Raw genomic sequence first — 12338 nt, 5'->3', positions numbered from 1 at the left:
ATTGATTAAGCTTTCATGACTTTTACAGGACACTTCTTGAAATCTGTCTCTTTTGACAGCGGATCGGTCGCATCAAGTAATAGCTTGTTAACTAATTGGCGCGCATCGAAAAACGGCATAAAGACGACGCCTCTAGGTGGTTTATTACGGCCTTTGGTTTCAACACGCGTTTTGACTTCGCCGCGAGGTGACGCCACGACAACTTCGTCACCGCGTTGCAAACCACGTACTTTAGCGTCTTCTGGGTGCATAAAGATTTGAGCATCAGAATATGCGCGTTGTAATTCAGGTACACGAGCGGTCATTGAGCCTGTGTGCCAATGTTCAAGTACTCGACCCGTTGACATCCATAGGTCATATTCTTTGTTTGGCTCTTCTGCTGCTGGCTCATAAGGCAGAGCAAAAATAACCGCTCTTCCGTCTGGTTTACCGTAGAAGTTGAAGCCTTCGCCTGCTTTAACATACGGATCGCTACCTTCAACAAAGCGACGCAAGGTTTCTTTACCATCAATGACGGGCCAGCGCTTACCACGGTTTTCATGGTAGTTGTCAAAGGCGTCTAAATCGTGGGCATGGCCGCGACCAAACTGGGCGTATTCTTCGAAAATCCCTTTTTGTAGATAGAAGCCAAAGTGCTCACTTTCATCGTTATAGGCACCTTTGCATTGCTCTTTCGGGAATTTGTTGATTTCACCGTTAGCAAACAATATGTCGAATAAGGTTTTATCTGCCACATCTGGTTGCTTGGCTATTAACTCTGCAGGCCATACTTCTGACACTTTAAAGCGTTTTGAGAATTCAACTAACTGCCATAAATCTGAAGTCGCGCCTTCTGGTGGCTTAACTTGTTGATGCCAAAAATGGGTGCGGCGTTCAGCATTACCATATGCGCCTTCTTTTTCAACCCACATCGCGGTAGGTAAAATTAAATCAGCTGCCATTGCGGTAACGGTTGGGTATGGGTCAGACACAACAATAAAGTTTTCTGGGTTACGGAAACCTGGGTAAATCTCATCGTTGATATTAGGACCGGCTTGCATGTTGTTGGTACACATGGTCCAGTAACAATTCAATTTGCCATCTTTCAACATTCTGCTTTGCAATACCGCGTGATACCCAGGTTTTGCTGGAATAGTGCCAGCAGGTACTTTCCACAGCTTTTCAGTGATTTCACGGTGTTTGTCGTTATTAACTACCATATCGGCAGGTAAACGGTGAGAGAATGTTCCTACTTCACGCGCGGTGCCACAAGCAGATGGTTGGCCAGTAAGCGAGAATGGACTGTTGCCAGGCGTGGCAATTTTTCCGGTCAATAAGTGGATGTTGTACAGCATGTTATTTGCCCATACACCACGAGTATGTTGGTTGATACCCATGGTCCACAAACTCATGACTTTTTGTTTCGGGTCGGCATAGACTTTGGCCATAGTGATAAGGTTTTCAACCGGAACACCACTCATTTCTGATGCATATTCAACAGTATAAGTACTGACAAATTTGGCATACTCTTCAAAACTAATCGGTTTAGCACCACCATCACCTGGGTTTTTCGCATTCTTTTCTAATGGGTGTTCAGGGCGTAAACCATAACCAATGTCGGTGACACCAAGGGCAAAGTTAGTGTGTTTACTCACAAAGTCTTTGTTCACTGCATTGTTTTGAATAATGTAATTAGCAATAAAGTTTAAAATCACAAGGTCAGTTTGTGGTTTAAAAATCATTGGGTTGTCGGCTAAATCGAAGCTGCGATTTTCGTAGGTCGATAACACATGCACTTTTGCATCTTTGTGGCTTAAGCGACGGTCAGTTAAGCGAGCCCATAAAATAGGGTGCATTTCTGCCATGTTAGCGCCCCAAAGCACAAAGTTGTCGCCAGCTTCAATATCGTCATAGCAGCCCATAGGCTCATCGATACCGAAAGTACGCATAAAGCCACCTACAGCAGATGCCATACAGTGACGCGCATTAGGGTCGATGTTGTTAGTTAAGAAGCCTGCTTTGTGAAGTTTAGACGCAGCGTAACCTTCCCAAATTGTCCATTGACCAGAACCGAACATTCCGACAGAGGTTGGGCCTTTTTTAGCAATACTGGCTTTCCATTTTTCAGCCATGGTGTCGAATGCGACATCCCAGCTAACAGGGGTAAAGTCGCCTTCTTTATCGTATTTGCCATCTTTCATTCTGAGTAATGGCGAGGTAAGGCGGTCTTTGCCGTACATGATTTTTGATAAAAAGTAGCCTTTAATACAATTTAGGCCTTTATTGACTGGGCTTTCTGGATCGCCTTTAGTGGCAATCACTTTGCCATTTTTAGTTCCAACCAATACGCTACAGCCAACACCACAGAAACGGCACGGGGCTTTATCCCATGTAATGTCAGTTTTGCCTTCTGCGGCGTGAACCATATTAATTGGAATAGCGATACCCACAGCCGACGCTGCTGCGGCAGCGGCGTTGGCTTTTAAAAACTCGCGACGGCTTATGCTCATGGTGTTCCTCACTCTTAGAATGTTGTTCTTGGTGCGTGATAGTCATTGGAGGTGACGTGATGAAAATAAGTCTAGACCTTACTATTGGTATGGGTATACCTCTGAATGGGTATAGTGGTTAATAGTTGTTCAAGGTCACATTTTTTCGCGTGATGTAAATCTCATTTTAACAATTAGGCAGATCCTGTTTTAGCAATCGCTTGTAAAGCTGGTGTTATCTGAGATGTAGGTTTTAGCTTTGATTGAAATGCAGGTTATCTTTTCAGTGCGGCTTTTGTGGACACTTAAGTATCCTAGAATGGCAGGTGAAGAGCTCTTTATAGGTAGGCTTGTTAGTGAAGCAGTTAACGATACCCTGTAAGCTCCATGTAACCTTGGCCTTGATGACTCCCTTGGATATTAATGGGTCCTTCCCAATAAGAGGTTGATACCTGCATGTCGCTATTGGGATTAACGGCTTGAGTGGTTACATCTATTGCCTCACTGTTAATTCGGATGCGCCAAGCAATAGGGTGGTTACCCAGGGCTGTTTGTTGCCACTGTGTAGGTTGCATATCAATATCATTTGGGTTGTCGCGACTATTAATATTTCGGCCGCTACCATCGGCATACATACGCCTGGCGCTGAAGAAATGGTCTTGTTCTGTTTCGCCGCGCAATCTAAATGCCATTAAGGTTGAGTTGTCATTGAGTCGCAACGAAAACCAGTCCCACCCTTGTTGAGCTTTAGTGAGAAATTGCGAGCTCCATTCACGATCTAACCATGCTTTACCGCTAACTGTTTCGGTGACACCGTGGCGTGTAATCTCACCGGTCACGTCAATAAAAGGTTGGCTGTAGTAATAAGATGCTACAGCTTGGTCGGCACTTTTACTGCTATAGCCATTATCGCCCTGTAATTGTAATGGCTGTTGACTACTCAGTTGCAGTTGATAATTAAAGGTATCGTTGTTTACCGTTAGCTGAGCTGGGAACAAATCATCAGATTGGCTTAACCATTGCCAATTTTGCAGACGAACTTCAAAGGGCGACGGGTTAACACTGGCTAATTTTGGATGTCCCCGAGACCACTTTTCGGCAATAAGGTGCTCATCTTTAGAGGTTATCGCAGCATGCGCCATATAGAGTTGATTCGTCTTCCAGTCGTGACTATTTTCTGCTTTATTCGCTGATGGTGGCGTCATACCAATCCGAAATTGAGTCCATTGCACCCCAACATTTTCACCTTTCGCTGTTGTTAAATTGGCTGTTAAATACCACCATTCAATTTTAAAGTCGTTATGGGCAGAATGGTCCTGCGGAAACTGTAAGCTTTTACCTTGAACAACCTCTTTGTAGCCCGTAGATGACTGTGTTGACATGGTGCTAATAGTGGTGGCTTTGTGGTTTGTGTCTTGCTCAGGCGCGCAAGCTGATAAAAATAGCGACAAACCAATAGTGCTCAAACCTATCGCGGCCAAACTTAAGCTGCGTATTTTGTTATCAGTAACAGAGATCATAGCGCTTCCTGTTGCAAGCTTGAAATCAGAGGTTTTCGGGTTTGCCAGTATAAAGGTAAGCTTACTGCCAATAAGCAGCTCACTACCGCAATGACGACAACTTGCACATAGGCTGCCCAGTCCCAAACCATTGCGATACTCCAGCCAAAAGCTTGTAAAGTCACTTTATGGATCAGCAGATAGCCCAACAATGCGCCTGTTGGCAAGGCAACTAAACAGGTTAACAATACGATAAACAGCATTTGTACTATCACCATCATCCGCAACTGGTTACGACTAACACCGAGTGCATACAAGCGTGCTAGCGGTGCTTGTCTGGCTTGGGTTAGCATTACGCAGGCACTGAATAAACCAATCGCGGCAACCATTAACGTTAAGCTATTGAGCACGACAGTAATCGAGAAGGTTTTGTTAAATATGGTAATGGCTTCGGTTTTAATCCGTTGCTGGCTGTACATATAAGCAGACGATAAGTTAAGTTTTTGGCTAATGCTATTTTGCAATGTGGTGAGTTCACCTTGGTAAGTGACAGCCAAACTGATGGGCTTAGCCGGCAAAGGTGATTGTTGCCATAATGGCTGGCTAATAATGACTTCACCTTTAGGATTACCATAATCGTAATAAATCGCGCCTATGGTTAATGTATGTTGCTGTAATTGCGATAGTTGAACCTTATCGCCAATGTCGAGATGATATTTTATCGATAAGGGCTCACTTATCATGATGCTATGACCTGCAGTAAACGTCGGCCAAAAGTCATCAGCGGTTGTCTTGAATACTGTGGTGTCAGTTAACGATATATGGTCGCGACTCACCAGGTTAATAGGGATGAGTGTTTGCGGTGTTTCGGCACGATTTAGATTGCTGTCAACGGTCCATTGCTCATATACCGCATCAACCTTTGGATCGTTAGCTAATAGTAAAATCAATGTATCGATTTGATTCGGATTAGGCCGAATATACAAATCAGCATGCAGGCGTGCATCGAGCCATTTTTTTAAGGTAATTTCAAAACTACCCACTAAAGTATTCATGGCGATATTGGCACACAACGCCAGTAAAATGGCCATCATGGCGAGGGCAAGCGGTGCGATAATCTCTTTGGTTTCGGCAATCACATATTGCCATAAACCTTTAGGCATGGCTGGCGTGAGTAAATTCACTACCCAATGTAGGCATTGCGGCAGCAGCAATGGAATGGCCACCACCAACATACCTAATAATACCAGACTATGACGATATTGTTCAGTAAAGGCGAAAGCCACGGTACACAGCAATAACAACAAAACCGCGATGATAAACTGGCGTCGGTGGATGATATTAAATTGTTTATTTTGCGGTTGTTTTTGCGCTCCTTGCGCAAGCGGTGTATTTATCAAGCTGATGAGCATTGGAATGCAGGCTGCAAACGCGGCCGATAACGTCAGAATGAGTGCTTGGGCAAACCACTGCCACTGCCAATTCCCGGGTAATAATTTTGCGCCGTATAACTGCTCTAACGTAAGCGCTACCATAGGCTGCAACCATTGTGACAGTTGCAAACCCACAATAAAGCCTAATACACAGCCAATAAAAACCAAGGTAATAATTTCAATACTTAGGGCTAGCATCACGCTGCGGCGATCGAGTCCTTGTTGCATAATTTGCACTAACAATTTTTGACGTTTCATTAAGCTGTAACGCACGCCGTTATAGGCAATAAATAAACCGACAACAAACGCGAGCATGCTCATGGCATCAAGGTTTAAATGAAAACTTGCCGTTAAAGCGTTGAGTGATTCACCTTCGCTGGTTTTGGTTGAAAAGTGCAGTGTAGTGGTGTCGAACCCTGCTTGAGTCAGTGTTTGATTGAGGCGGGCAATAAGCTGGTTATCGGTTTCTGTTTTATCGGCGCTAAATACGGCAATATAACTCAGCTTTCCTTGCATATTGAGCAATGGTTGCGCGAGTGAAATATCGGCGAGTAGGGCAGAGCCTAATCCCCACTGATCATCAATCGTAATGATGTCTAAAGGCATATTATTTAGCGTAATGCTTTGCGATTGATTGGTCACCTTGCTGATGCGATCGCGCTGGCTGGCAGACATTAACACTTTAGCTTGGCCCGACAATAATTCGGCAAGGGGAATATTAGCTGAGGCCACTGATGTGTTTGCTTGCTCATCTTGGGCTATGCCGCTGCTTATTGCGGCAATAATATCGCTACTATTGACTCGCCATAATCTGCCTTGCTCATCTGTTGCTATGCCTTCAATACTTGCAATCGTGTCAAAGCCAGCATTGGCTAGCGTAAAATAAATCGATTCATCAATACTGTCTTGTGTGAGGTGGCTAATGGATAAACGGGCTTGTTTGCTAAGCAGTTCTGACACATTGCCATAACTTTGCTTGGCATTTTCGTTGGTGGCGTATACTCCAATCAGTAACGTCACTGCCAACATTATGCCGAGTAAAATCGCGCTGGCTTGTAATGGCGCATGGCGATAATGGCTAGCAAATAAGCGTAGGCATAGTATTAAACGGCTGGTGGCAGACGACTGGGACGTCATGGGCTTACCCCTGCAGCTTATTATCGATAGGGTTGACGACAATTTGCTGGTTTTCAACGTGCCAGCGATGCTGCATAAATTGTGCACATTCTTCACTGTGAGTAACCATTAAAATACAGCAATTAGCCTGTTGTGCGAGCTCGGTGAGTAATTGCATAACCTGCATGCCCGCGTGTTGGTCAAGGTTGCCGGTGGGTTCGTCGGCTAAGATTAGTTGCGGTTTATGGGCTAAAGCACGTGCAATAGCGACTCGTTGTTGTTGTCCACCAGAGAGGTTTTCTACACTACGGTCTAACAGTGGTGTGAGTCCCAGTTGATGACATAATTCATCACACCATGGGCTCCAACTTAATTGATTTAATGCCAATGAAAATTGAATGTTGTCGCGAACATTAAGAGGCGTAAGTAAGTTAAATTGCTGAAATATCACCCCAAGAGATTGACGTCGGTATTGGCTCCATTGCTTGTCTTGCCATTGGTTTACCGAGCACATCCTGTTGTTTTGACTAATGAGCATGTCGCCGCTATCGATAGTTTCAAAGCCACCAATAATGTTCAATAACGTGCTTTTACCACTGCCACTTGGGCCAGTGAGGGCAATCGTTTGCCCTTGCTCTAATGTTAAGCTGACCTGCTGCAACACACAATGGAATGACTCACCATCGCGAAATCCTTTGCTGATGTTGTCTAAGGTGACAATGCTGGTCATAGTCGCTCCATAACGAATGAGTTAAATCAAACTGTCACATTAACATCACCATAGTGACAGCTTGTTAACGTAATCATAATAACAACAATATACGTCAAATATTGCGTGAGTGTTCAAAAATAAAAAAGCGAACCTAGGGTTCGCTTTAATAATTAACTCTCTGATTTAATTAAGCATCGACTAATGAATAAGGTAATTCAATAATGGTCAATTGCGAGCTTTCATCGTCAGCGATACGCAGCTGCGCATTATTTTCGGTATCGTTGGGCAATACGGCAGTAAGAAGGACTTTATCGCCTTGTTGAACACACTCAATAATATTGCCCCCACGGCGGAAACCATCTTCTAAGGCGATTTCTAATTGGGTGTCAGTATTAATGGTTTGGCTGGTGGTGCCTGACAATATGTACAGAGCGCGTTTGTTGCCACCGCGATATTTCATTCTGGCGATAGTTTCTTGGCCCATGTAGCAGCCTTTGTTAAAGCTGATGCCATCAATGGCTTGTAAGTTACACATTTGTGCAACGTATTGGCCTGAATGGCTTGCATCAATATTAGGGTAACCTGCTTTGATTTCTAATGCCTGCCACGCGCTAGCATCCACTAATGTTTGTTGTGATGCATTGATTAACGCAGCCGCTTTTTCATCAGTAATAATCACAATGAAACGCTCGCCATCACGCAGTACCGCACCGCCGTCTACTATGGTTAAAGCCGCAGTGATATCGCCAAATTGTTGCGTTATAAATACCTGTGCTTCGCTGCCTGCCACGCCAATCATTTGATATTGGTTGCTGACATCGGCGAGCTCAGCTTTACTGAATACCGCGTATTTTTTGAGTTGCGGTAAATCAAGTTCAAGAGTCGATGTCGGCATTAACATAAACAAGCTGTCTGCAATGGCAAATGTACGGAAACTGGCTAACATTTTACCTTTAGGATCGCAGTGAGCGCCCCATTTCCATTGATCAGCGGTTAACGAAGTAATGTCGGTTGTCACCTGGCCATGAATAAAGCTGCGACCTTGTTCTCCAGTGACTTCGATTAATCCCATGTGAGACAAACGCGATAACATTAATGCTGGAGAGGTGGCAATGAAATCCCAATCGGGTTGGCTTGCTGAAATGGTCATAACGATCCCTAACGAAAGAATAAGACGATATGTGTTGAAGTGTAACGGATTAATATCATACTCAACAGAGGGCAGAGGTTTAAAGCTAATAAAAAAAAGCTACCTTGTGGGCAAGGTAGCTTTTATGGGCAGTTAGCCATTCACGAATGAGTTATGAGCTGATTAAAACAATACGCGAGCACGAATCGTGCCTTCAATTGATTTAAGTTCAACTAAGGCTTCTTCAGCTTGATCTGAGTCGACTTCCATTACCACGTAACCGATTTCAGCGGTGGTTTGTAAGTACTGAGCAGCAATGTTGATGCCTTTTTCAGAAAACGCCTGGTTGATTTTAATCAACACGCCAGGACGGTTTTGGTGAATATGCAATAAGCGCGAGGTACCACGGTGTTGTGCAAGAGACACTTCAGGGAAGTTAACTGCAGACAAGGTTGAACCGTTATCTGAGTATTTAACTAACTTACCCGCGACTTCAATACCAATGTTTTCTTGTGCTTCAGCGGTACTACCACCAATATGCGGTGTCAGTAACACATTGTCTAAACCACGTAATGGCGACACAAATTCATCGTCATTTGATTTTGGTTCAACAGGGAATACGTCAATCGCTGCACCGGCTAAATACTCTGAAGTTAACGCTTGCGCGAGATCGTCAATTTCTACCACAGTGCCGCGAGATGCGTTGATAAAGAAGCTGCCTTGACGCATTTTGGCAAACTCAGCTTTAGCAAACATATTCTTGGTTTGAGGCGTTTCAGGTACGTGTAAGCTCACAACATCGGCTTGGGCGAGTAATTCGTCCATTGAATGAATTTGTGACGCGTTACCCAGTGGCAATTTATCTTCGATATCAAAGAAAATCACTCTCATGCCTAAGGTTTCAGCCAAAATGCCCAGCTGCGTACCAATATGACCGTAACCAATCACACCTAAGGTTTTACCGCGTACTTCAACACTGCCGTTGGCGCTCTTTAACCAACCACCACGGTGTGAAATAGCATTACGTTGTGGAATGCCACGCATTAGCATAATAATTTCGCCAATGACTAATTCGGCTACGCTACGCGTATTGGAAAACGGTGCGTTGAAAACCGGGATACCCAGTTGTTCAGCGGTAGATAAGTCCACCTGGTTAGTGCCGATACAAAAACAGCCAATAGCGACTAGCTTTTCTGCATGGTGTAACACTTCTGCAGTGAGTTGAGTGCGCGAACGCAATCCAACAAAGTGAGCATCTTTAATGGAGGCGAGTAACGCCTCTTCGCCGAGTGAGGCTTTGTGATATTCAATATTGGTATAACCTGCACGTTCCAGTACATCAACCGCAGTTTGGTGGACGCCTTCCAACAGCAGGATTTTAATTTTATCCTTGTCAAGCGAGTGTTTCGCCATGATATGGGTACCCTCTCATCATTAAATGGTGCTTATGCTAATACATAGACTATTAGTGTTAATGCATGTACTTATAGTTGTGATATAAATGCGGACTTCCAACGCCATCCCAAAGTAGCACTTTTTTTATGGCTTGTGGAGGGCTAGATGGCTAAAGTAATATTTTAAATTTAGAACAATATCGCAGATGAGGAAATTAGGATGAAAATGCGCGTAATATGGATAGCGATTTACCTGTTGGTATTGTTGTGGTCGGTGAGCGACCCCAAAGATATGTTTACATGGTGGCTAGAAGCCATCCCCGCCTTAATTGCCTTACCTATACTCTTTTTTAGTCGTAAACGTTTTCCGCTAACGTCTTTAGCTTATTGGCTTATTTTAGTTCATTGTTGTGTATTACTGGTTGGCGCAAGATTCACTTATGCAGAAGTCCCTTGGTTTGACTGGCTAGCGCAGGTCATGGGGAGCGAGCGTAACAACTACGATAAAGTGGGGCACTTTGCCCAAGGCTTTATTCCGGTTATTTTGGCGCGTGAGATATTTATTCGTAAGCAGGTGATGCAAATTGGTGCCTGGTGCCAATTTTTAGCGGTGTGTTTCGTACTGGCATTTTCGGCTTTTTATGAACTGATTGAGTGGTGGGTTGCCGCGGCAACAGGCGAAAATGCCGAGGCGTTTTTAGGCACTCAAGGTTATGTGTGGGACACCCAGTCCGATATGTTTTTAGCCTTAATCGGTGGCATTGTTGCGTTGTTAGTGTTGACGCCAGTGCACAATAAACAAATAAAGCACATTATGGCGCAAAGCCAGCCCGTAAATTGAGCGAACTGTCGCAAGGCGGTTGATGTTATTACGACATAACCGCTGCTATTGTTAGCTTTTGGTAGTGTAAAACGGTAACGAATGTCAGTCTAACGAACTATTAATACTTTAGGTTGACATAATAGTCCTTTGTACTAACAAAAATTAGCTATTATTAGTGTATAACACAAGAGGCTTAGCCATTGAGCTTCTGCCTGTATTGCCAACCTAACCAAGCGTATAGAGTTGCTAGAGGTCACTAATCTGTTGTGATGATGATTTTAGTGTTATTGCTCTAAAGTATTAAATGTAAAACAGATTGTTTGCTTTCCTAAGTCTTAATGCTAGTCAATGCGTTTCTTTTACGTATAGAATGGTGCTTAGGATGTGCTCATGTATCAATGAGCAAAAATTAGCTTTTCAGGGAGAAGAGTGATGAGTTCTAATATCGATGAGTTGGTGTTTTTACATCAAATCGCAGCACCATGTCATTTGGCTATTTTAGCTGAATCAATCGGCTTGAAAACCCGTATTGTCAAGCATGCGGCCGAGCTTGAACTTGATAAAAATGCCAATAACTTTTATCTCATTTCACAAAAAGGTGCAGCACTAGACGCAAAAGGTATTCCTTTACTTGCGTCGCGTTTAGTTAATCATGTCCCTGTTGCATTATACCAAGTCGAACGCGGGTCATTAGACCAAGAGTCTGCATTATTACTGGGCGTACGTGGGCTATTGTATAGCGATCAACGTATGGACTTGATGTTAACTGGGCTCAGAAAAATGGTGTCTGATGAATTGTGGTACGACAGACCACTGATTAGTAAAATATTCAGACGTCTTGTAAAGCAACTCGACACCAATACCGAATTGCCAGAAGAAACCGAAGCCATGATGCAACGACTCACTAATCGTGAGCGGACGATCATCCAGCTGGTGTCGAGTGGTGCGCGTAATAAAGAAATCGCTCAGCGGTTATGCATAAGCGAACATACGGTAAAGGCGCATGTGTCATCTATTTTTAGGAAGACAGAGTCGCGTAATCGTGTCGAATTACTGCGATGGGCGCAAACCTATCAAAGTCATTGTGAGTTAGTAAGTTAGATAACATTGTCACATTGACTGGCATGGAATTGGTATAAGGAGCTTCGGCTCCTTTTTTGTATTTTGGGTGTTTTTCTTTGAATTATTTATACTCAAGTGTCAGAGTAAACAGAGAAAAGCACAATGATAAAACTGAAATGAAAAAGTAGACTCTTGAAGTCGACTGAATCGATAACAATAAAAATGGACTGTAATTATGAGTATTTGGTTTAGCAACGTTACCCTTGAAGATTGCGCTCGCTTAGATGCTGGGATGCAGGGTAAAGGTACATTAATGCAAACATTAGGCATTAAAATCACTGAAATTGGTGATGATTATATGGTGGCGACGATGCCGGCAAATCCATCGGTGCATAACCCGCTGGGGATTGTGCACGGTGGCGCAAATGTCGCATTAGCTGAAACCGTAGCCAGTTATGCGGCAAACTTTGTGGTCGACTTTACGCGTTATTATTGTGTCGGCCAGGAGATTAATGCTAACCATTTAAAAGCTTCACGCAATGGCGAGCTGACAGCCACCGCTAAGCCGGTTCATTTAGGCAAACGCAGCTCAGTTTGGGAAATCTTAATTCGTAACAGTGCTGGCGAGTTATGTTGTATTTCACGGATGACTGCAGCTGTTGTTGAGCGATAAACGACATTATATTTTAGCTAAATCAACGG

Annotated in this window: 9 protein-coding genes; 3 read left to right on the top strand and 6 right to left on the bottom strand. The window is 43.7% G+C overall.

Translation table 11 applies throughout. The features are described from left to right. Positions 1–5 precede the first annotated feature (5 nt). The 6 genes from napA to serA form a co-directional block, all read right to left on the bottom strand. On the bottom strand, positions 6–2489 hold the full coding sequence (gene napA, locus AC19MV_RS09780; RefSeq protein ID WP_498307300.1) for a nitrate reductase catalytic subunit NapA: 2484 nt from the start codon (positions 2487–2489) through the stop codon (positions 6–8). Positions 2490–2833: 344 nt separating this feature from the next. Continuing rightward, positions 2834–3988 (bottom strand): lipocalin-like domain-containing protein, encoded by a 1155-nt coding sequence (locus AC19MV_RS09775; protein WP_498307299.1) that lies wholly within the window; start codon positions 3986–3988, stop codon positions 2834–2836. Then, positions 3985–6537 (bottom strand): ABC transporter permease, encoded by a 2553-nt coding sequence (locus tag AC19MV_RS09770; protein ID WP_498307297.1) that lies wholly within the window; start codon positions 6535–6537, stop codon positions 3985–3987. Before AC19MV_RS09770 ends, AC19MV_RS09775 begins: the two co-directional genes overlap by 4 nt. A 4-nt stretch (positions 6538–6541) precedes the next feature. Continuing rightward, positions 6542–7246: an ABC transporter ATP-binding protein gene (locus AC19MV_RS09765; protein WP_498307295.1), complete on the bottom strand. Its 705-nt coding sequence runs from the start codon at positions 7244–7246 to the stop codon at positions 6542–6544. Between the two features lie 169 nt (positions 7247–7415). After that, positions 7416–8378: a tRNA-modifying protein YgfZ gene (gene ygfZ / locus AC19MV_RS09760; RefSeq protein ID WP_498307293.1), complete on the bottom strand. Its 963-nt coding sequence runs from the start codon at positions 8376–8378 to the stop codon at positions 7416–7418. A gap of 162 nt (positions 8379–8540) precedes the next feature. After that, positions 8541–9770, bottom strand: coding sequence for a phosphoglycerate dehydrogenase (serA, locus tag AC19MV_RS09755; protein ID WP_498307291.1), 1230 nt, complete (start codon positions 9768–9770; stop codon positions 8541–8543). Positions 9771–9971: 201 nt separating this feature from the next. On the opposite strand from serA, the gene AC19MV_RS09750 reads away from it, so the two are divergent. The 3 genes from AC19MV_RS09750 to AC19MV_RS09740 all read left to right on the top strand — a co-directional run bounded on the left by AC19MV_RS09750 (position 9972) and on the right by AC19MV_RS09740 (position 12309). Further along, entirely contained in the window at positions 9972–10592 is a 621-nt protein-coding gene (locus tag AC19MV_RS09750; protein WP_498307289.1) for a DUF2238 domain-containing protein, read from the top strand. A gap of 414 nt (positions 10593–11006) precedes the next feature. Next, positions 11007–11675: a helix-turn-helix transcriptional regulator gene (locus tag AC19MV_RS09745; RefSeq protein WP_432402947.1), complete on the top strand. Its 669-nt coding sequence runs from the start codon at positions 11007–11009 to the stop codon at positions 11673–11675. Between the two features lie 196 nt (positions 11676–11871). Continuing rightward, a complete protein-coding gene (locus AC19MV_RS09740) occupies positions 11872–12309 on the top strand; it encodes a PaaI family thioesterase (RefSeq protein ID WP_188957193.1) in 438 nt (145 codons plus the stop codon). Positions 12310–12338: the final 29 nt, after the last annotated feature.

Source organism: Shewanella sp. MF05913, from assembly GCF_059758095.1.
Note: the sequence above shows the minus strand (reverse complement) of the source record. Positions and strands in the feature narration are given on the sequence as shown.